Source organism: Agarivorans aestuarii, from assembly GCF_019670125.1.
GTDB lineage: Bacteria > Pseudomonadota > Gammaproteobacteria > Enterobacterales > Celerinatantimonadaceae > Agarivorans > Agarivorans aestuarii.
This window is the reverse complement of record NZ_AP023033.1, coordinates 3600534-3619028: the sequence shown is the minus strand read 5'-3', so window position 1 is coordinate 3619028 and position 18495 is coordinate 3600534. Positions and strand designations below refer to the sequence as shown.

19 protein-coding genes are annotated in these 18495 nt (G+C 44.7%); 11 read left to right on the top strand and 8 right to left on the bottom strand.

All coding sequences use genetic code 11. The features are described from left to right. Positions 1-43 precede the first annotated feature (43 nt). Positions 44-748 carry a purine-nucleoside phosphorylase gene (gene deoD / locus K5609_RS16885; RefSeq protein WP_221074652.1) on the top strand — a complete coding sequence of 235 codons (705 nt, stop codon included), beginning with the start codon at positions 44-46 and terminating at the stop codon, positions 746-748. Here deoD and K5609_RS16880 read toward each other — a convergent pair. Beyond that, a complete protein-coding gene (locus K5609_RS16880) occupies positions 745-1533 on the bottom strand; it encodes a YtjB family periplasmic protein (protein WP_221074651.1) in 789 nt (262 codons plus the stop codon). The two genes, deoD and K5609_RS16880, sit on opposite strands and share 4 nt — an antisense overlap. Before the next feature lie 10 nt (positions 1534-1543). Between K5609_RS16880 and serB the strand changes: the two genes are divergently transcribed. Further along, entirely contained in the window at positions 1544-2542 is a 999-nt protein-coding gene (serB, locus tag K5609_RS16875) for a phosphoserine phosphatase SerB (RefSeq protein ID WP_246611880.1), read from the top strand. Here serB and K5609_RS16870 read toward each other — a convergent pair. After that, a complete protein-coding gene (locus K5609_RS16870; RefSeq protein ID WP_221074650.1) occupies positions 2531-4930 on the bottom strand; it encodes a PilZ domain-containing protein in 2400 nt (799 codons plus the stop codon). The genes serB and K5609_RS16870 overlap by 12 nt on opposite strands. 157 nt (positions 4931-5087) lie before the next feature. Here K5609_RS16870 and radA point away from each other — a divergent pair, with 157 nt between their 5' ends. Further along, positions 5088-6449 carry a DNA repair protein RadA gene (gene radA / locus K5609_RS16865; protein WP_221074649.1) on the top strand — a complete coding sequence of 454 codons (1362 nt, stop codon included), beginning with the start codon at positions 5088-5090 and terminating at the stop codon, positions 6447-6449. On the opposite strand, the gene K5609_RS16860 is transcribed toward radA, so the two are convergent. Further along, positions 6446-6826: a PilZ domain-containing protein gene (locus K5609_RS16860; RefSeq protein WP_016401411.1), complete on the bottom strand. Its 381-nt coding sequence runs from the start codon at positions 6824-6826 to the stop codon at positions 6446-6448. The two genes, radA and K5609_RS16860, sit on opposite strands and share 4 nt — an antisense overlap. 65 nt (positions 6827-6891) lie before the next feature. Then, positions 6892-7629 carry a lysophospholipid acyltransferase family protein gene (locus K5609_RS16855; RefSeq protein WP_221074648.1) on the bottom strand — a complete coding sequence of 246 codons (738 nt, stop codon included), beginning with the start codon at positions 7627-7629 and terminating at the stop codon, positions 6892-6894. 72 nt (positions 7630-7701) lie between these two features. Here K5609_RS16855 and K5609_RS16850 point away from each other — a divergent pair, with 72 nt between their 5' ends. From K5609_RS16850 to rarD, 6 genes are all read left to right on the top strand, one after another. Next, positions 7702-8439, top strand: a complete 738-nt coding sequence (locus K5609_RS16850) for a type 1 glutamine amidotransferase (protein ID WP_221074647.1) — start codon at positions 7702-7704, stop codon at positions 8437-8439. Then, positions 8436-8822, top strand: coding sequence for a hypothetical protein (locus K5609_RS16845; protein WP_221074646.1), 387 nt, complete (start codon positions 8436-8438; stop codon positions 8820-8822). The genes K5609_RS16850 and K5609_RS16845 overlap by 4 nt, the downstream gene beginning before the upstream one ends. A 243-nt stretch (positions 8823-9065) precedes the next feature. After that, complete coding sequence (locus tag K5609_RS16840; RefSeq protein WP_221077292.1) at positions 9066-10427, top strand: YjiH family protein; 1362 nt, start codon at positions 9066-9068, stop codon at positions 10425-10427. A 52-nt stretch (positions 10428-10479) separates the two neighbouring features. Next, the gene (locus K5609_RS16835) at positions 10480-11127 is read left to right on the top strand and encodes an HAD family hydrolase (RefSeq protein ID WP_221074645.1); all 648 of its coding nucleotides are present in this window, start codon (positions 10480-10482) and stop codon (positions 11125-11127) included. Positions 11128-11217: 90 nt separating this feature from the next. Then, a complete protein-coding gene (locus K5609_RS16830) occupies positions 11218-11796 on the top strand; it encodes a DUF6933 domain-containing protein (RefSeq protein ID WP_221074644.1) in 579 nt (192 codons plus the stop codon). Positions 11797-11867: 71 nt separating this feature from the next. Beyond that, a complete protein-coding gene (gene rarD, locus K5609_RS16825) occupies positions 11868-12821 on the top strand; it encodes an EamA family transporter RarD (protein WP_343212483.1) in 954 nt (317 codons plus the stop codon). Here the strand turns inward: rarD and K5609_RS16820 are convergent. After that, positions 12818-13777: an endonuclease/exonuclease/phosphatase family protein gene (locus K5609_RS16820; protein ID WP_221074643.1), complete on the bottom strand. Its 960-nt coding sequence runs from the start codon at positions 13775-13777 to the stop codon at positions 12818-12820. The genes rarD and K5609_RS16820 overlap by 4 nt on opposite strands. 203 nt (positions 13778-13980) lie before the next feature. Here K5609_RS16820 and K5609_RS16815 point away from each other — a divergent pair, with 203 nt between their 5' ends. Further along, positions 13981-14346, top strand: a complete 366-nt coding sequence (locus K5609_RS16815; RefSeq protein ID WP_221074642.1) for a hypothetical protein — start codon at positions 13981-13983, stop codon at positions 14344-14346. 15 nt (positions 14347-14361) lie between these two features. Here the strand turns inward: K5609_RS16815 and K5609_RS16810 are convergent, their stop codons facing one another. Then, on the bottom strand, positions 14362-15303 hold the full coding sequence (locus K5609_RS16810) for a helix-turn-helix domain-containing protein (protein ID WP_221074641.1): 942 nt from the start codon (positions 15301-15303) through the stop codon (positions 14362-14364). Between the two features lie 175 nt (positions 15304-15478). Between K5609_RS16810 and K5609_RS16805 the strand changes: the two genes are divergently transcribed. After that, on the top strand, positions 15479-16252 hold the full coding sequence (locus K5609_RS16805; protein ID WP_221074640.1) for a YMGG-like glycine zipper-containing protein: 774 nt from the start codon (positions 15479-15481) through the stop codon (positions 16250-16252). A 56-nt stretch (positions 16253-16308) separates the two neighbouring features. Here K5609_RS16805 and K5609_RS16800 read toward each other — a convergent pair whose 3' ends face one another. Together K5609_RS16800 and K5609_RS16795 are read right to left on the bottom strand one after the other, a co-directional pair. Further along, entirely contained in the window at positions 16309-17295 is a 987-nt protein-coding gene (locus K5609_RS16800; protein ID WP_221074639.1) for a GGDEF domain-containing protein, read from the bottom strand. A gap of 132 nt (positions 17296-17427) precedes the next feature. Next, positions 17428-18363 carry a LysR family transcriptional regulator gene (locus tag K5609_RS16795; RefSeq protein WP_221074638.1) on the bottom strand — a complete coding sequence of 312 codons (936 nt, stop codon included), beginning with the start codon at positions 18361-18363 and terminating at the stop codon, positions 17428-17430. Between the last annotated feature and the right edge of the window lie 132 nt (positions 18364-18495).

Below are 18495 nucleotides of genomic sequence, written 5' to 3'. Positions count from 1 at the left end.
GCAAGTTGCTAGCTGCTTGGAACAAACTTAATTAGGAGACTATATGGCAACCCCACATATCAATGCAGCACCAGGTGATTTTGCCGAAACCGTATTAATGCCGGGTGATCCCTTGCGTGCAAAACACATTGCAGAGACATTTTTAGAAGACGTAGTTGAAGTAACTGGCGTGCGTAACATGCTAGGTTACACCGGTACATATAAAGGTAAGCGTGTATCGGTAATGGGTTCAGGCATGGGTATTCCAAGCTGTTCTATTTACGCTCATGAGCTGTACACCCAATACGGTGTTGAGAACATTATCCGTGTAGGTAGTGCCGGTGCTGTAAGCAACGACATCAAACTACGTGATGTGGTAATTGCAATGGGCGCCTGTACCGACTCAAAAGTAAACCGTAGCCGTTTTAAAGGTCACGACTTTGCCGCTATTGCTAACTATGACTTATTACGTGCTGCGGTAGATAGCGCTAAAGCACAAGGCGTTGACGCTAAAGTAGGTAACATCTTCTCTGCCGATCTTTTCTACTCGCCAGAGCCTGATATGTTCGACGTAATGGAAAAACACAATGTTTATGCGGTAGAAATGGAAGCCGCGGGTTTATACGGCGTAGCTGCTGAGTGTGGTAAAGCTGCTTTGTGTGTTGTAACCATTTCTGACCATATTCGCAGTGGTGAGCAAACTACCGCAGAAGAGCGTCAAACTACCTTTAACGAGATGATCACTCTAACGCTGGAGTCGCTGCTTTAAGCTGGACTTTTATCTTTAGTGTTATCGCTTCTAGCAGCAATGTCTGCTAGAAGTTTCTTGGCCTTTTTCGCTTCTTTTCGCTGAGCCCGCTTATTGATGTTAAATAAGGTGGCTAAATGGCGTTTTCTCGACAGTACCCGTGTTAACAAAAAACCAATGCTTATCGACATCAAAAACATGATCATGATCTTTGATTGGCCATTGGTAATGTAAGTATTGGCCTCGGCAAGCAAAGTGGTATGTTCTAAGGTAATCCGCAAGTACCCAAGGGTTTGACCCTTTTCCCCACGAATTTCTGCAATGTAAGGTCTGCGACCTAAGCCTTCTAATGGAGTATGGCTTTGACCTGCTAAAGGTAACAGCTGTGAAAGCGGTAAGGCTTGCTGCGATTCGGCTAAACGCAAACCTTGATGGTCATAGATGGTGGCATCTTTTACAAAATGTTCTTTGACTAAGGCATTAACCAATTCGCTCAGCTCATCTTGGCTATTTTCACCAATATAACCTGCGGCATTTAAGGCAGCTAACGAGGTAAGAGAGCGAGCCAGCTTCTCGGTTTGATTTTCAATTAATTGCTCACCATTGTGCTTTAGGGTCACATAGTAATAAAGTACCCAAACACAACACGCAATGGCGAGAAGCAATTGGGTGAATTGAATAATTCGATAGCGTCTTACTGCAGATTTGGCCACACGAACCTCTTTTTTATGCTTAAAGCCATTGTAGGTGCTTGCCAAACCAAAAAGCAATACGCTATCTTGATGCGCCGCAATTTTTAGAAACAAGGATCTCGTTTTGCAATCTCCACATAGTCTTGAAAGCTTACCGCAATCTTTAAGCCAATGGTCTGTGGCTTTAAAGCAGTTTCCCTACCGTGTTTGTCCTGAACAAGGATTGGTTGAAACTCGAGAAGCTTTAACCGGTGCCTATATCTTGGTTTGGGCCAAAGAACTACTGATACCAGACTTTGCTGTGTTGCGTCCTTTAGTTGATGAATCAACGGCCTTGAACTTTTGCGGGCTAATGCCAGAAGCGGGCAATATTTGTGTATTGCTGCAAAGCCAAGCAGATAGCCAATGGTGTAAGGATAAGCTAGCGGGGCTTGAGTTTAATTTTGATTTGGTAGTACTAGATAAGCTACCTGACCTAAGCCAACCAGGCGTGGTATTGATGGATATGGATTCCACTACCATTCAAATTGAGTGTATTGATGAGATTGCGGTATTGGCCGATATTGGCGAACAAGTGAGCGCTGTTACAGCAGCGGCAATGCGAGGCGAGTTAGACTTTGAGCAAAGCCTGCGTAGCCGAGTGGCGCTGTTAAAAGATGCGCCACAAAGCATCTTAAAGCAGGTTGCCGATAATATGCCGCTGATGCCTGGCTTGCAGTGTTTAATTGACACCATCCACTCTGCTGGCTGGAAAGTAGCGATTGCCTCAGGGGGCTTCACTTATTTCGCTGAGCGTTTGCAGCAAGACTTAGGTTTTGACCATGTGCAAGCCAATGTTCTAGAGATTGAGAATGAAACCTTAACCGGCCAAGTTTTAGGCCCGGTGGTTGATGCCCAAGCAAAAGCTGATATTTTGCTGCAGCTTAAACAGCAGTATTCTGCCAGCCAAACTATGGCGATTGGTGATGGAGCAAACGATCTTAAAATGCTAGCAGCGGCTGATTTTGGGGTGGCTATTCATGCTAAACCGCTGGTGCAGCAGCAAGCGCAGATGTCGATTAAACACAGTGATTTAGACGGCGCGGTGTGTATTCTTCGCGCCGCTAAAATGCTAGCGGCTTAGTTTTAGTGGCTGGGGTGCAGTGCTTAAGTTAAAGCGCTGCATCAACTCTTCAGTTACGTCTGTTACTTCAATTACCCCTGCAACACTCCACAGCTCGTCTTCTAACTGCTTAGCGCGGTGAATCGCATAATGGCTAATGTAATCGAGTTCGCGTTGAATGTATTCGGTATCTGGTCGGCCAACCCGTGATAGCTGCAGGTTGAAGGCATGCACCTTACCTCGGCCTAAACTTAGGCTAACAAATTCTCGTAATTGCTGCACCGAAGAAAAGTTAGCGCTACAGCGCACCGATAATAACTTGTCGTTCTTTCTAGCCGTTACGGTAATTACTTCAATGTGTTCTGGGTTATCGCTAGGCGCATGACTACGCAATTGAGTGGCGAGAAATGACGCGAGGTTTTCGCTGGCTAGAAACTTACTTAAGTCGGCAGTATGGGCACTGCTATCAATGTTTAACCAGTTATCGCTTGCCTGGGCAAAGGTGCCGTAATTCACACACTTAACCTCTAAGGCGCCAGGCACTTTATGAATGAACATGGCACGGCAAAATAGCGGCGCACAGAAAATTTGTCGTAGCGCGTCAGATAAACCAGCAATGGCTTTTCCTTCGGGAAGTGTGGGCAGTTTATCCAAATTATTATCGATAAGCTGTTTGAAGAAGCCACTGCCTTGATGCTGCTGACCTTTTACTTCAAGCACTTTTAAGTTGTAAATGGTATGGCTGTTATTGCAGTTTGTCACTTCGTAAGCCAGGTTTGACAACTCGAAACTTTTAACCAGTTTTTGAAACTGCGGAAGTGCTAAATACACCGCATCGCCAACGCTATACTCTAGCGGCGTTTCTACTTCTATCTTCATTCCGCTAATCGAAAAATCACTGATCCAGCCGGTCTCATTGCTGCCTTGATGCTCTACTTCTATCAAAGAGCGGTATTGGTAGCGATTTTCTTTACGCAGCTGCAAATACTTGTAATTTACCTGCTCAAACTTGCTGATTGGCTGCTTGCTCTGGTTAAACAGCGACAGCTTGTTGGGATTACCGTCCAAGGGGTAATTTTGCTGGTAGCTTTCATCGATATGTTGGTTGGTGACATCACTTAACAAGCCGACCATGCTTAATCCATCTAAAGCTTTGGCGACACGCTCTCGTTCAATTGGCGAATCTTTTTTGGGTAAAGGAGAGCTTACCTCTGCATCGCTGGCTTGCGCAGCTTGGTATTGAAACTTGAATACTTTCCAGCTGGGTTTACGGCAGCCAAAGGCAAAATAGAGTTCACGTAATTCTGGGTGTTCGGCCAGTTCTTCGCTACTGGCTGAGTAGAAAAATAAGCGGTTGTTAGCGGTATGGGTAAAGCAATAGATCAGGCTTTCACCATTACTCAAGGCTTGGTAGCGCATCATCCTTGGTGGATGAAACAGCTGAGACAAGTGGCTATGGTTAGTCTCATCGCGCCAATAAGACAGCAAATCGAGATTATTCTGCGTGGCTAAGGCATAACGCAGGCTAGCAGGTGTTTGACCGCTAAAATACAAAGGCACGCTGCTTAAGCGCGGCATTAAGTATTGTTCATAGCCTTTTGTGATAACTGCTGCCGTAATGTTGTCGACGTCTACTTTGTAACGCCCGCGATAGGAGCGTAAAAAGTTTTTGAAGAAGTTATTAAACTCTTCACTTGGGTCAACCACAACCATTCTTACCCACTGCTGTTGACCTTTACGGTCAATTCCCACCACTTTGTATTCGGTGCCAGCGCTTAATACACGGTTTACAAACTCTTTTTCTAAGCCGGTAAAGTAAACAAAATAGTGCTCATTCACCGAAAACTCTCGTTGGCTATCTACCTTAGCGCGTAGGCCTGATACCGACATGTTTGAGGTTTTGGCATCAAATAGAGCACCGTCTACACCGGCCATTCGCAGTGGTGCAGTGAGGTGCATGCGCTCTTCACTTCTGCCGATATAGTGGCCTAAACGTACAGCGCGAGCGATGATATTTTTGGGGCGCCGTGCAGCGGCTTCTTGCGGGCTAATATTTTTCTTCTGCATCACCTTGAAGTTGTTCTCGGTGGTTTGCAGTTTCTCGTATATGCCTAGTGTGTATTGTTGGTTATAGAGTTTGAGCTGCTGTTTAAATACCTTAATGGCGATGTCATCGAGGTAGTGGGTTTTACCTTGGTAGTGAAACTCTTGGCATTCGCCGTCTACTTTTCCTCGAAGATCTACCAATCGTTGGCAAGGCGCGGATAGACGATTCATTTCCATTTTGAGCAAGAAACTTTCATTATTAGGAAGGTCTTGAGTTGCGCGCTTAAATACTTGGTTAAAGTCGCTGCTTCCCAATATTGGTAGTAATCGTTCTATTAAGGCGTAGTGCTTGCTTTCCGACATGTTGTTGGGTATCAATCCTTAATCATTGGTTTTACTGTCAAAACTCTGTCTCAATCTTTACAATCTTCAAGATCAAAGCAAAGATTGTGCCTTGAGAGAGATTCAAGGCAAGTACTTTTAACACTATTTTAGCATTATGTGACCGCTTGGAGGGTTAATGGCAAAAGCGAAAACGGCCTATGTGTGTAACGACTGTGGGGCAGATTTCCCTCGTTGGCAGGGGCAGTGTGGTGAATGTAAAGCGTGGAATACCATAAGCGAAGTACGTTTGAGTGCTGCACCTTCACGCAATGATCGTTTCACCGGTTATGCCGGCAGTACCGCAGGTAAAGTCCAAACCCTAGAGAGCATTGACCTTGCCGAGCTCCCGCGGTTTTCCACAGGCTTTAAAGAATTTGACCGAGTATTAGGCGGCGGCGTAGTGCCTGGTAGCGCCATTTTGATTGGTGGTAGCCCCGGCGCAGGTAAAAGTACTTTGTTGTTGCAAACCATGTGTGGCTTAGCGCAAACCATGGACACACTTTACGTAACGGGTGAGGAATCACTACAACAAATCGCCTTGCGCGCGCAGCGCTTAGGTTTGCCTAAAGACAAGCTAAAGCTACTGGCCGAAACCAGCGTTGAGCAAATTGGCCAGGTGGCTTTGGAAGTTAAACCAAAGATGATGGTGATTGACTCTATTCAGGTTATGCACATAGCTGATATTCAATCAGCACCAGGTGGTGTTAGCCAAGTGCGAGAAAGTGCGGCTTGGTTAACTCGTTTTGCCAAGCAACATAATATAGCCATGTTTATGGTGGGCCATGTAACTAAGGACGGGTCGTTAGCTGGGCCTAAAGTTCTGGAGCACTGTATTGATTGTTCGATCATGCTAGAAGGTGATGCCGATGGCCGCTTTCGTACTTTGCGTGGTAACAAAAACCGTTTTGGTGCGATTAACGAGCTGGGTGTATTTGCTATGACCGAACAGGGCATGCGAGAAGTGTCTAACCCTTCGGCCATTTTCCTTTCGCGTGGACAAGAAGCAGCGCCTGGCTCGGTCGTGATGGTAGTGTGGGAAGGTACCCGTCCACTATTGGTCGAGATCCAAGCATTGGTTGATTACAGCCAAATGGCGAATCCTAGGCGAGTAGCTGTAGGTCTAGAGCAAAACCGTTTGGCGATGCTGCTTGCGGTAATGCATCGCCATGCTGGTGTGCAAATGTCTGATCAAGACGTATTTACCAACGTTGTGGGTGGTGTACGGGTTGCTGAAACTGGCGCTGATTTAGCTTTATTGGTGGCCATGGTCTCTAGCTTTAGAAATCAAATATTGCCGCAAGAGTTGGTAGTATTTGGTGAAGTAGGCTTATCGGGAGAGATACGCCCAGTGAGCAATGGCCAAGAACGTTTGAACGAAGCCGCTAAACACGGCTTTAAGCGAGCTATAGTGCCTTTGGGCAATCGACCTAAGCAAGCAATAGCAGGGCTTGAGGTGATTGCCGTAAGTAAATTGGCAGAAGCTTTAGAAGCGGTTTAATCCGCTTCTTGCTGTTGGTCAACTAAGTGCTCTAACTCCCGATGCAATAAGTCGTCATCACCTAGGTTTAACTCAATTAGTCGTTTTAGGTGGCTGGCGCTTTCGATATCAATGTGCAAACAACGTAAACCGATTTGCTGATTGCGTGTGTGTTTTACTTCTACATCCATGGTGATGCTCAGTTCTTCAACTGCAACATCACTCAAGCTAAAACTTAAGGTTAGCTGAGTGAGTTCTTCGTCCCAGTCATTTGGCAAGGTCACTAAGGCACCTTGTAACGATAAATCCAACAGTTGGCATGACCAAGATTGCTCCCCATGGTTTAGGTAGGCGGGGCGGTCAAAAAGAACTCGCAAAAATTGGCGACGCTCGTGCATGTCAGGGTTCCTGTTTATTCGGGGTGCTTTAGCCTAAGCCTAGCGTAAATAAGCAAATTTTGCAGCTAAGTCGATGGTGTTTGCGTTAAGGCTTTAGCGATTATCTGCTGAGTATGTGACGCCAAAGATTGTTCATCCATTTGCGCCACTTGCTGAGCCGATATAGCGGGTAGCACCTGAATGTAAATAGGGTGATGGCCTGTGAGCTGTAAGCTTTTTTTAGGTAAGGCTTCGGCAGTGCCGTGAATGGCAATGGGCAATATCGCTACTTCGGCGTGTTTTGCTAAAGAAAACGCACCTAGTTTAAAAGGTTTTAGCTTGCCGTCGGCAGAGCGGCTTCCTTCAGGAAATAAATATACCGAGCTACCTTGTTTAAGGTGTTTCTCCGCTTGCTGGAGCATGGCTTTGATGCTGTGTTTATCACCGCGTTTAAGTCCAATGTATTGATTAAGCCACATGTTCCAACCAACAAATGGCACTTTAAACATCTCTATTTTAGAGACCCACTTAAAGGGAATGAATAGGGCAAAAGACAATAAAATATCTAATCCCGATTGATGATTGGATACGATGACATAAGCTTGTTTTTTATCGATATGTTGTAAGCCTATTCGCCGAACTTGCCAATGAGGCACTATGATTAAATACAGGCTTGCCCATGTGCAGGTGAAGTAGTGTAACCATAGTCGGCGCTTATCAAAGGCTGCTGTGAGCACAAAAATGATGCATGCGATAAAGAAAAACAGTATCGAACTGAGAGCAATAAAACTAAGAATAATTAACGATAAAAGCTTGAGTAACACCTAGGCTCCTTGAATTTCCAGGTCAAAGATTTAGTTTTTATGATTTATTAATCAATATATTAAGTGGTAACTATGAAACTGTCACGTGAGCAACTGTCGATTTTGTTAATTCAGATCCGCGATGATACCGACACTCGCATTGAAGAGTTAGCCAGTTTTAGCCATTTTTGTGGGATAGCGCTTGAACAGATTCGGGTGTTAAACGTGTTTGATAAACCTAAGTGTGGTGACTTCTCATTAGACAACATCGATGCGGTGCTGGTGGGCGGCTCTAGCGAGGCCAGTGTGCTGGAACCGGAGCGCTATCCTTTTGTTAGTGAGATCCAACAACTGCTATTACGTTGTATCGCGCAGCGCTTACCTACCTTTGCTTCTTGTTTTGGTTTTCAACTTGCGGTGCTGGCTCTGGGGGGCAAGATTGTTCATCAAGCGCGTGACTTTGAAATGGGCACCTTAGCTATCTCACTTAGTGAATACGCTGAAGAGGATGTATTGTTTGGTAGTTTGCCCAATCCTTTTATGGCGGTATCTGTTCATCGAGATAGTGCCTTAAGTCTGCCTGAAGGCTGTGTTTCCTTAGCGTTTACAAAACATTGTGTGCACGCATTAAAAGTATCATCAGCACCTTTTTGGGCGAGCCAGTTTCACCCTGAGGTAAATCGCAGTATCTTAGTTCAACGTTTAAGCCAGTTTCGTGAGCATTACACTCAAGGGGATAATCATTTGCAGCAAGTGTTAACAGCCGCGCAGGAAACTCCTCATAGCAATGGTTTGTTAAAGGCATTCATAGATAAGGTGGTACTAGCTTGAAGAAGCTTTTTTTAGCTCTGGTGTTGTGGCCTACGTTTATTGGCTTTGTATTGGCTAAACCAAACTTGGGAGGCTTTAAGCCTGAGCAAGTTTGCCAAGCCGCGATAGCCAGTTTGCAAGGCGTGGACGTAAAAATGGTCGATAATTACCGCAGCGCTCAGTCGCTCATGCAAATGCGAGTGAGGCACAATGGCCAAAGCCACAGCTACTATTGCCAGCTGGAAGGTGACCAAGTGTTATGGCGCAGGGCGCAAGATAGCCGGTGGCAAACCAGCACCACGGTACGCTTTCACTACAATAGCAGTGCTAAGCAGTTATTTATTAAGCACTATTTGGCTGCTGCACAGTTAGCGGAGTACCGTTACCGTGGCGAAGATTTTTAAAAGTAAGCTAATAAGCTCCTCGCAGTTTAAGAATTTATTACTGACTGGCTAGTTGTAAGTTTTGATAATGATCAAGATAACTAGTTAATGATGTTTTAGTTTTGTCTTTTGGTAGCTTAAAAATCTTGATTAGCTGGTTTTTTGCTTGTATTCTTGCGCGAAAATATATTCACGCTTAGTGAATATAACTACAGAATATACCAAATAGAGTGATTTAATATGCGAGACGCCAAGCCAGCATCTATGCCTAATGCCCCAACAAACCATCCTGCAGTAGGTTCTGCTTGGAAGTTTGTATTACCTTCATTATTGGGCATTTTTCTGTTTATGTTGCCGTTGCCTTACGATGGCTCGTTTACCATTCCGGTGGCGATTATGGCAAAAAGCTTGGTGGCGGTTTTAGGTGATAGCGCCTTATGGCTGGTGGTTGGTTTAATCACCCTTAGTGCCCTAATGTCTACTTATACACTAATTGCTAAGCCTAATTGGCTTGGCAAAAATGCCTTGCTAACGTCATTGTTTCAGGTTTCTCTGCCTTGGTATGTGGTAAGAATGTTGGGTTGGGTTCTGGTGCTGGTATGTGCTTTTGAATTGGGGCCTCAAGCTATTTGGTCGGGTGATACTGGTGGCCTCATTTTAGGCGACTTATTGCCTACCTTACTTAGCGTGTTCATTTTTGCTGGTTTGTTATTACCCCTATTGCTTAATTTTGGCTTGTTAGAATTTGTAGGCACTTTGCTTAGCAAAATCATGCGTCCTCTGTTCGGTTTACCAGGTCGCAGTGCAGTAGATTCAATGGCGTCTTGGTTAGGTGATGGTAGCGTAGGGATTTTGCTAACTAATAAGCAGTATGAAGATAAACACTATACCCAACGAGAAGGCGTAGTGATTGCCACCACCTTTTCTGCGGTGTCTATTACCTTTAGTTTGGTGGTATTAGCGCAAGTTAACCTTGAGCATATGTTTGCTCCTTTCTATCTTACTGTGTGTATTGCAGGCCTTGCTGCAGCGGTTATTGTGCCGCGCTTGCCGCCGCTTTCTGGTTTTAAAGATCAATTTATTGATGGTAGTGAGCGTAAGCAAGATGACGAAGTTATTCCTGCTGGTTACAACACCATCACTTGGGCTTGGCAGCTGGCACTTGTTCAAGCTGGTCGAGCGAGTCACCCTAAACAATTAGCCAAGCAAGGTGTGCATAATGTACTGGACATGGTGTTGGGTGTATTGCCGGTGATTATGGCGGTGGGCTCGGTAGCCTTAGTGGTAGCAGAATACACTCCCATTTTTAGTTTCTTAGGTAAGCCATTCATTCCTTTGCTAGAGCTATTGCAGCTTCCAGAGGCTGCGAGAGCGTCGGAAACATTAGTGGTAGGTTTTGCCGATATGTTTATTCCGTCAATTCTTGCTGCGTCTATTGAAGCCGATATAACCCGTTTTGTTATCGCGGCAGTGTCAGTGACTCAGCTGATTTATTTGTCGGAAGTAGGCGCGATTATTATGGGCAGCCAGTTGCCAGTTAAACTGTGGCAGTTGTTTGCTATCTTCTTGATTCGTACTTTAGTCACCTTGCCGATAATTGCGGTAATGGCCCATTTATTCTTTTAATATTTAAGCCGCTTAGCGTGAGTTAAGCGGCTTAGCTTTACTGGAGAGTTGTATGCATTTTAGCGCTGCTGTGTTTGATATGGACGGTTTGCTGCTCGACAGTGAGCAAGTGTCTTACGATACCTTTTCTCAGGCTTGTAGAGAGCTAGGTTTAGCCTTTAAAGAACAGGTTTACCTTAGCTGTATTGGCACCAATGCCGAGCAAATAAAAAAGACCATTTGTGAGGGATACGGCGAGGGCTTAGATTATCCAAGGCTGCGTGATTGTTGGTTGGATAAGTACCATGCCTTGGCTGTTGATCAAGCATTACCGATTAAGCAAGGTGTCGTAGATTTGTTGCAGTGGTTAACAAGCCAAGGCGTTCCATTAGCTGTAGCCACTTCTTCGGGTAAACCTACTGCTGAAGCTAAGTTAGGCAACGCAGACTTACTGCATTTTTTTGAGAGTGTTTCTACCGGGTGTCAGGTGAATAATAGTAAACCGCACCCAGAAATTTTCTTAAAAGCGGCCAAGTCGCTAAATATTGACGCCAGTAAGTGTTTAGCCTTTGAAGACTCAGAAAACGGAGTTAGAGCTGCAGTAGCAGCAGGTATGCAGGTCTACCAGATCCCGGATCTTATTCAACCTAGTGAGGAGCTTAAACGCTTGGGACACAAGGTTCGCGCCTCATTAAGTGAGGTCTTACTGGAGTTAAAATAGCTGAATTAAACTAGCCAGCAAATATTTGACGCTATTTGCTGGCATCGATTTTGCTCTTTGTAGATTATTAGAATCAGCGATGAGCAAATTATGATAGAAATTCAGATTAGTAACGATGTGCAAGCTTGGCTTCCTCGCGAACTACCTTCCCTTGAAAACGCCTCTGTTCGTCATAGCTGGAGTGCTCACGCATTTGCTGTAGATTCACACGAATGCTTAGCGGTAATTGAGCGCAACAGTGGCTACGTAATGCTATTTTTTGATTTAAACAAACGTGATTACCAAAACTTTTCTCGGGTATGGCAACTACGTTTATTGACCGAAGCTATTGCTGTAGCCGATCTACAAGACGAAGAAATTGATGCCTTGAAGCAAAATATGTTGGCTGATTTTCAAAATGTATTGGTGACCGATGGGGTAAACCACCCGGTAGCACCGCAGTTAGATAAGCTTAAAAACTTAGTACAAGTAATGGCTAAACGAGAAGGCAAAGTGCCTAGTAAGCAAATGGATGAGTTTCGTTGGGGGGTGATTCTTAACGATTATGCTCAGCGTCAAAATGGCCTGAGCCCATATCAAAAAATGCAAAGCCAATGGCAAGCTATGGCTGCCACAGCACAATTTCATCAAGTATCAGCTCAATCATCTAGTACCAAGCTTTTACACTAGTTAAAAATTGCGCAAATAACTTGCAGCCATAGCATAATTGCTGCTTAATCAGGGTTTAACTCATTGATTAAGTGGCTGCTGTGGCGCTAGTTTCCTCTCACTCTTCCCGTCTTTATTTTGGTTTAGCTTGCTCGGTAATGGCTTCGTGCATGTTTGCCTTTCTTCCTTGGTATATCCATCAGTTTCCTTTAAATGAAAACAGCGGCAACTGGCTAGCTGCTCAACGTATTGTGTGGAGCTGTTTGCTGATGTTTGTGGGGTTAGCTTGTTTCAAGCAACTACCTTTGCTCATTCGGCACATGGCTAATTGGCGAGCTTGGCCACGTTTGATGCTGGCTGCTGTATTAGTTGGCTTGCAGTTTTGGTTGTTTATTTGGGCGCCCGCTAATGGCCAGACGCTGCCGGTTGCGCTGGGCTATTTTTCCTTGCCATTGGTATTGGTGTTAGTGGGGCGCTTTGTCTATAAAGAGCGCTTGACTAGCCTACAGTGGGTATCGGTTGCAGTGGCTGCTACTGGAGTGGCTTACGCTTACCTAATGGCTGATGGCTTGTCGTGGATTGTGCTGCTGGTGGCCTTGGGCTACCCATTGTATTTTATGTTGCGGCGTAAGTATCCCTTGCCCAGCCATATTGCTTTTACCATCGATAATTTGATGTTATTACCCTTAGCGGTAGCCTACATACTGATGAGTGATGGGGTAAGCGTGGCGCAAAGCCAGATGGTGACTTTGTATAATGCTACACCTTGGCTATATTACTTCGGGCTTGGCATAGCGGGCACCATTCCTATGTTACTGTTTTTACTTGCTTCTAACTATTTGCCACTGAGTTTGTTTGGTTTGATGGGCTACTTAGAACCGGTATTGGTATTTTGCGTTGGCTGGTTACTTGGTGAGCGTTTAAGCCCTGAGCAGTGGCCAACTTATATGCTAATCATTTTGGCCTTAATGTTACTGGCTATAGACGGCCTGAGGCGCGGTGTTCGCCAGACGATAAGCAGCAAAAAGCAGTCAGAAGTGAGTTAAGGCAGCGCTAAACTTGCGGTTATAGGGCGGTGGTCGCCGCCTACTGAGTCAAGTACTCGGGCGCTGGCAAAACCTAGGTCTGTTGAAGCTAATACGTGATCTATTCTTGCGCCGTGCCATGAGGTGTACTTGGTATAGTTTATACCGCTGCCCACTAGGTCAATGCCATTATTTAGGCCCGCTAAATGCCGTTGATAAAGATTTTCTTGGACCGTCATATTAAAGTCTCCGGCAGCAATATAGCTAGTTTGCTGCTTAGCCCAAGACGCCACCAAAGAAGCTTGCATGTTGCGGGCAAAGTGCAAGTTGTTAAATGCTTCAGGCTCAAAACTGCGATAGATTAAGGCGTTAATAGTTGGTCTGGGTGTGTCCATATGGATATTGGCTACGCTCAGCGTTTTATCGCCAATTTGGGTATGATAGAACACGGCAAATTTTCCCCAGCCACCAAAGGTTTCTCTAGAAAGGCTGCCTTGATGTTCAAGAGGTGTTTTACTTACGGTGCATAGGTGGTCGCAATGGCTATACCAACTATCGTCGAATATTTGCTGCACCCATTCAGGCTTTGACTCTTGCATAAATACTATATCGGGTTGAAGTTCTGCCACTAACTGGCGAATACGTTGTGAACTCGCGCCATTACCGTTGTTTAAAGACAATATAGTGATTTTTCCAGCCTGTTGCTGAGGCAGCTTAAGCTGCAAATCTTGAAATTGTACAAATACCACAGCGCACAATGCCCAGCTTAAAAATTGCCATTTACCCAGTTGGCGAATAAATAAAATGGGCGTTAAGGCCAGCAATATCGCCCACCAGCGTGGAGAGAATAGGCTCAAGTAACTAATTGATATTCCTAGGGGAGTATCTGGCAGATGCGGCAAGCTCAATATTGCTCCTGCTACTAGCAAACTGCAAATAGAAAGAGCAATGGAGGCGAGTTTTACTAGCTTATTCATTGGCTAATTGTTACCTTCTGCGGCCTATAAAGTTCTGGCATGAGTATATACGTCAGATCTGACACATTGCCATGTTGCGTCGTTTTAGCGTAACAAAGTTTTTGTACTATGCGTAGTTATTGAAACGTAAACAATATGTAACAGCCGAGCCAGTGGTATTTTGCTGTTAATGGTGGTTTTGTTAACAAGTAGGTTGATTTAAAATGTTTTCTAAGCAAGGATCTGCTGCAGAAATTGGGTTCGAAAATAAGAATTTAAGCTTAAAAAAAACCAAGGCAGGCGGTGTGTTTCAGCTGTTACTAATATTACTCGGTGCGGTAGTGCTGTTTTTTAATCGCCGTGATAGTAGTGAAAGAGTGTGGGCTCGTTTACCTACTTTAAATGATTACCAGACGCGCTACCCTGAAAAAACCGACGATGCCAATTCTATTCGTTGTATTCATTGCAATAGCGACCAAACTTGGGAGTATGGCTTGGAAAGCCTTATGGATCACCGCCGTGAGTGCGTGTGTCTTGCTTGCGGTCATCGTTTGTGGCGCAAAGAGCAAGAGAGCTTATCTATCCAGTAGCTGCTTTATTTCTTCTTAATCACTTCTCAAGATATTTAAAAATACCGGTGAATTAAATAACGCTTGTCGTTCTATCCTACAGGTTACGTACTGATAGCGCTTACCGCGATGCTTAATGCCCACATTGCGGTTGTCACTTGGTGGGCCTATCTCTTCAATGGTGTGTGGTACGTTTTCTAGCATTACAAAAGCGATGTCACGGCGAACTCTAATGCCAATATAGCTTAGCGAATTATTCATGATGAAAGCTTTAAATAAGTTTTCGTAAACTTGGGTGATGGCGTTTACTCGCCCAGTGTATATGGAATAAATATATAAGCTGGCTGGCTCATTGCTACCAGCTAGCATTTTTTCGCTTACTTCAGCTTCATCTAAGCTCTTATCCAATAGTTTTTCAAAATAGGGCTGTTTTATCTTGAGTGCGAAACAGTGCCCGGCTAGTTGACCAAGGTAGAAGTAATAGCTAACTTCCGCAGCGGGATGATTTTGTAGTGACTCGAGCCAAGCGCTGTTCCACTGCTCATGGCCATAGGTAAGGTTGTCTATGTAATTACTTAAGTGTTGTGCACTGTATTGAGTAAGGGGGTGGGGCGGAGTAATTCGTTCAAAATTCTCTTCGCTCTGCGGCAGGTAAGGGTGAGCCCCCATGTAATGCTTAAACTTAGCGCGAGCTTCTAATACCTTGTTCATCGCTTGATTGCTGGGAAGGTTTTTCGAGCTAAAGCTACTGGAAGTGAAAATTTTATAAGCTTCATCACCAAAGTAGCGAATAATTTCCAATTGCCGATTTAAGCTCGGCGCTACTTTTCCTCTTTCCCAGCGGCTCACCGCCAAGGCATCCAGCTCACTAAATTCTGGGCTAAAGGCCGCCAATACTTGGCAAAGTTGCTCTTGGGTTAGCCCTGCCTGATTTCGCTTTTGCTGCAAATAGTCGGCAATGTCTTGGTAGTCAGCCATTTAGAGTCATCAAGTAATTGTTATTATGTAGTTTATTCTAGCAAGTTGTTGCTACTTCGCCCAATGGGTTCCGCTAGGCATTAGCTAACAAAATAAACTTTTTACATGCCCTGATGTTAGTTTGCGCCTTGCTTTATCTTAGTCGCATATTATTTAGCAATAGCGAGAACCATGAATGAACAAAATCGGAACCTCTATTAGTGTCGTTTTACTTGCAAGCACCATGCTTGCCGGCTGTGCCTCAACGGATGGTGAGCCTGATCCTAACCAAGGAATGAAAACCGGTGCAGTAGGCGGAGCCGTATTAGGTTTAGTTATGGGAGCAGTTACTGGAGATGCTGAGTTGGCAGTGAAAGGTGCTGCTGTTGGTGCTGCGGCTGGTGGTGCCAGTGGAGCAATGCGCGATTACGAGAATAGCCATGAGAATCGCCGTACCGATAAAACTGCAGAAGCGATAGCCCAGCCAAATACCGTGATCATGAATGGTGACAATGCTACGGCTAACCAAGGTGAGCATTTGAACAAATTACTGGGCCAATGGCAGGTAAACGTTTGGGCGATTCAGCCTGATGGTAGCACCATCGAAGCGCAGGGGCTTGCTCGCGGTAAAATGATGGAAAGTGACGCTGCTACGGTTGAGCTAGAGCAGCTAGAGGTGGCTGGCGAAAATGTTGAGTTACAAGCCAGCACAACCATTAGCTATAACCAACAACAAGGTCATCAGTTAAGCGTGAGCGCCTCTAACCTTGAAAATGACGTGGTGTATGCGGGCGAGTTTCAAGCGGGCATGAACCGTTTTAGCTACTATCCTTTGAGCCAGGTTAGTACTGCTAATATGCGCATGGAGTTACGAGTGGTGAGCCCGCAGCTATGGATTGTTGAAACCTACTCACAGCAAGGTAGTGAAGAGAAAATGATCCAGTCTTATCGCTTTAGCAAGATCAGTTAATAAAATTATACTTATAAAGTAACGTTAGTAGTGATTAGCCTATTTAAACAAAGTGTTCAAATAGGCTGTTTTGGTGAGCTGGTTTCTACACGCTCAAATTGACTGGGCCAAGTTTGCTTTCTCCCCGCTTGCTTGGCTTGATATAAACCTTGGTCTGCCCTTTCTATCCAATCATCAATACTCTCATTTTCTTTGATGCTAGCTATGCCTGCACTAAAGCTAATCGACAGTTGGTTAGGCGCCAATAAACTAGAAATTTTAGCTACGAGCTTCTCACTAGTTTGGTAGGCAGTATCAAAGTCTGCATCATGCAACATGATAAGAAACTCTTCGCCTCCGTAGCGAAATACTCGGTCGTTAACGCGGGTGTTTTGTTGCAAAAAGTGGGCAAACCACACCAGTATTTGATCGCCTACATTATGGCCATGTTGATCATTAATGGCTTTAAAATGGTCTAAATCTAAAAGGATAATGCTAGCTTTTATGCCACTGCGTTTATGTTGCTGAGTCGCTTTTAGCAGCTCATCAAACAAGGCTCTGCGGTTATAGCAACGCGTGAGGGAGTCTTTAAAAGCGAGTTCTTTGAGTTCGTTATTTTGTTTTACCAGTACCCGCGCTAAGCCCCAAGCAAAGATGTGTGAAGCCACCACGCCAATGCTAAAACGTATACCTTGGTGAATACCCAAGTGATTAACGCCAAGAACTATTGCTAAAATACTGACCACCAACACCAGCCGTTCTGCCATTTGCAGCGGTAGGTGGATGAAACAGGCCAGTATTAGCGCGGGAACAAAAAATTCCCCGTGCATGTTTGATTGGGTTAGTGCTAATAAAACCGGTGGGATGGCTAATAGTAAGAACCAAACATCGGCGGTTTTATAACGGTTTGACTCAGGCTGAGTAAACAAGAAAAACAGCGAAACCAAAATGGCTATAGCGCAGGGCAGTACCACTAAGCCATACCAAAATACCCCATTCACTAAATGAGTAATTGAAAAATAAGCGCTAGGAATAAAGCCCGCCAAATGCATGACAAGGCTCATTTTTCTTTCTGTAAATTCGGCTGGAGACCAGTCTGAGACCATCGTAAAAACCTTTGCCAAAAAGTTAAGATACGCGCTAGGGAGATTTCCTTATGTTATTAAAAATAAACTCTTTTTAGCTGATCCGTCAAATCAAATTGCGGGTTTATTTTGATTAAAGCTCAAGCTTCTAGTGCCCTTTAGTTGCTTAAGCGCTTGCTGCAAAATTAGCTCAATAAAACTGTTTAAAGTAGTACTAGATTGCCGGTGTTTGTTAAATGCCGCATACATTGGACGCCATAAGGCTTGTTCAAACGACAATAAGTGCACAAATTGTTGCTGCGCATAATGCTCTACAGCCCAATAAGGCATAGCTGCCACTCCCATTCCTGCTGCGACCATTTGCAGTAACATGGATGGGTTATCGGCATGTTTCCATTGTTTTACGGCTACTTGGCTGGGCTGAAGAATGTAACGATAAAGGTCCAAGCGCTGTGGTGTGACCGGGTAACAGATAATAGTTTCTTCACTTAACTGAGCCGCGCTTACAGTTGTTTGTTCTGCTAAGCCGTGTTGCGGTGGACAAATCAGCACCATTTCATATTCGAACAAAGGCTCAAAGTGGATTTGATCTTCTGGGCTAACTTCTGAGGTGAGCAGAAGGTCGGCTTCACCGCGCTGCAGCAAGGGGAGCCCGTTGTAGTTTTTGTCTTGGCAAAAGTGGCTACTTACTTCTGGCCAAGCTTGCTGGAACTGCTGTAAAGCTGGCAGTAGCCATTGAAAACAAGCATGGCAATCAACACTAATGTTTAGGCGAGTTTGCTGGCCTTGGGCTGCGCTAAACTGATGCTCTGTTTGTTCAACTAAAGGTAATACTTTCTCGGCTAGTTGAAGCAATTGTTGGCCTTGTTGGGTTAGCTGTAAGGGCTGTTGCTTTCTTATGACTAGGTGAGCATTGATCCTTTGTTCAAGATCTTTGAGCTGATGAGACAAGGCTGAATCGCTAATAAACAACTTTGTGGCAGCCGCCTTAAGTGAAGAGCTAGATGCAATGGCTTGTATGCAACGTAAATGCTTAATCTCTAACATTTAGCTGGCTCGCTCCCTGATTGGCTTGATAAATTGGCAGCTTAGGTAGAGCGCCCACGTTTGTATATATGCCCAGTGACTTAGATGTATTAACTTGAATTTATTTCAATATGGCGGCCTAGATTAGAGCGT

What these genes read in the sequence shown, in the direction of transcription:
- K5609_RS16850 (WP_221074647.1), top strand. Translation starts at nt 7,702, where the DNA reads ATGAAACTGTCACGTGAGCAACTGTCGATTTTGTTAATTCAGATCCGC.
- K5609_RS16870 (WP_221074650.1), bottom strand. Translation starts at nt 4,930, where the DNA reads ATGTCGGAAAGCAAGCACTACGCCTTAATAGAACGATTACTACCAATA.
- radA (WP_221074649.1), top strand. Translation starts at nt 5,088, where the DNA reads ATGGCAAAAGCGAAAACGGCCTATGTGTGTAACGACTGTGGGGCAGAT.
- K5609_RS16830 (WP_221074644.1), top strand. Translation starts at nt 11,218, where the DNA reads ATGATAGAAATTCAGATTAGTAACGATGTGCAAGCTTGGCTTCCTCGC.
- K5609_RS16795 (WP_221074638.1), bottom strand. Translation starts at nt 18,363, where the DNA reads ATGTTAGAGATTAAGCATTTACGTTGCATACAAGCCATTGCATCTAGC.
- K5609_RS16800 (WP_221074639.1), bottom strand. Translation starts at nt 17,295, where the DNA reads ATGAGCCTTGTCATGCATTTGGCGGGCTTTATTCCTAGCGCTTATTTT.
- deoD (WP_221074652.1), top strand. Translation starts at nt 44, where the DNA reads ATGGCAACCCCACATATCAATGCAGCACCAGGTGATTTTGCCGAAACC.
- K5609_RS16835 (WP_221074645.1), top strand. Translation starts at nt 10,480, where the DNA reads ATGCATTTTAGCGCTGCTGTGTTTGATATGGACGGTTTGCTGCTCGAC.
- K5609_RS16810 (WP_221074641.1), bottom strand. Translation starts at nt 15,303, where the DNA reads ATGGCTGACTACCAAGACATTGCCGACTATTTGCAGCAAAAGCGAAAT.
- K5609_RS16815 (WP_221074642.1), top strand. Translation starts at nt 13,981, where the DNA reads ATGTTTTCTAAGCAAGGATCTGCTGCAGAAATTGGGTTCGAAAATAAG.
- K5609_RS16805 (WP_221074640.1), top strand. Translation starts at nt 15,479, where the DNA reads ATGAACAAAATCGGAACCTCTATTAGTGTCGTTTTACTTGCAAGCACC.
- K5609_RS16860 (WP_016401411.1), bottom strand. Translation starts at nt 6,826, where the DNA reads ATGCACGAGCGTCGCCAATTTTTGCGAGTTCTTTTTGACCGCCCCGCC.
- K5609_RS16820 (WP_221074643.1), bottom strand. Translation starts at nt 13,777, where the DNA reads ATGAATAAGCTAGTAAAACTCGCCTCCATTGCTCTTTCTATTTGCAGT.
- K5609_RS16840 (WP_221077292.1), top strand. Translation starts at nt 9,066, where the DNA reads ATGCCTAATGCCCCAACAAACCATCCTGCAGTAGGTTCTGCTTGGAAG.